The following is a 1308-nucleotide window of genomic DNA, read 5'->3' on the forward strand; positions in this document are numbered from 1 at the left end:
TGAACTGAACCATGGTTAATGGACACTAAAAATAAACCCCTACCATAGAATATCTTGAATTTACGTAAGCTGACACCGTTTTTCATATGGTGTCAGTTTTGTTTTTAGTTGAATACGCTCATAGTTGTAGAAATAAATATAATCATCTATAAGTAATCGAGCTTCCTGAAAATCTTTAGGCTTCGTTCTATAAATGCATTCAGATTTAAGAATTCCAAAGAAATTTTCAGCGCAGGCATTATCATAACAGTTTCCACGCCTTGACATGGAAGGTGTTATGTCATATTCTTTTGTTAGGTCAAAATACCCTTTGGAAGTGTATTGAAACCCTTGGTCACTATGGAGTTGCAGTCCTATAGTGACCTTCTCTTTGTCTTTAGCGGCTCTGATAGTGTTAAGAACGAGGTTCACTGTTTGTTCAGTACCAGTTTTGTATGCAATGATAGTGTTGTCGTATAAATCCCTAATCATAGAAAGATATAGTACACCTTGGTTGGTATGGATATAAGAAATATCGGTAACCCATTTCTGGTTTGGCTTAGTAGCAGTAAAATTACGATTTAAAATATTTTCATATTTGTGAAGCTGTTGCTGCATCTGTCGATACTTCTTACGTCTTCTAATTTGTGAAAGAAGATTATATCGATTCATAACTCTTAGTACTGTTTTAGGGTTTAGAACAATGCCATATTTCCGTTTTAGCCATATATGGACCCTACGGTATCCGTAAGTTCTTTTTGATTTTTCTTGGCATTCTTTAATTAATTCTATTAGGTATTTGTCTTTGTTAGGTTGGTTCATTCGTTCAACATAGGCATAATATCCACTACGAGATATTTCAAAAAACTCGCACATCACAGAAATAGAGTATTTATCCTTATGTCTATAAATTGCTAAATATTTTATTGATGGCTTCACTTCCTTCCAGTGATTTGAAGAAAAGAACGCAGTAGTTCTATCTCCATTTTTAATCTCTTAATTTCATTATCTTTGCCTTGTTCCGATACAACATCAATTTTTCTCGGTCGACCCTTTGCTCGAGGAACTATGCCTACGGCAATACGATTTTCTTTTCTACGTTCACGTTTTAAAAGTTGCTTGATTACAAATTTATTTTTTAAGCCAAAAAACTCTGCTATTTCTTTTTGTGTTTTCCCCTGTGATACCATTTCTTTAACTTCATTTATAATTGCAGAACCAAACTGTTTTTTGCCTTTTACTGCTGACATAACAATACCCCCAATCATAGTTTTATTATCCTACAAATGGGGGTGTTTTTGCAATGTCCGTTTTTAGTGGTTCAGTTCA

2 protein-coding genes are annotated in these 1308 nt (G+C 34.0%); both read right to left on the minus strand.

Annotation, left to right across the window (positions count from 1 at the left end; translation table 11 throughout):
* Window positions 1-60: 60 nt before the first annotated feature.
* Complete coding sequence (locus LGK95_RS22025; protein ID WP_226127041.1) at window positions 61-918, minus strand: IS3 family transposase; 858 nt, start codon at window positions 916-918, stop codon at window positions 61-63.
* On the minus strand, window positions 915-1229 hold the full coding sequence (locus LGK95_RS22030) for an imidazolonepropionase (protein WP_226127042.1): 315 nt from the start codon (window positions 1227-1229) through the stop codon (window positions 915-917). Before LGK95_RS22030 ends, LGK95_RS22025 begins: the two co-directional genes overlap by 4 nt.
* Window positions 1230-1308 lie beyond the last annotated feature (79 nt).

The sequence above is a fragment of the Clostridium algoriphilum genome, assembly GCF_020443705.1.
Lineage (GTDB): Bacteria > Bacillota > Clostridia > Clostridiales > Clostridiaceae > Clostridium_AD > Clostridium_AD algoriphilum.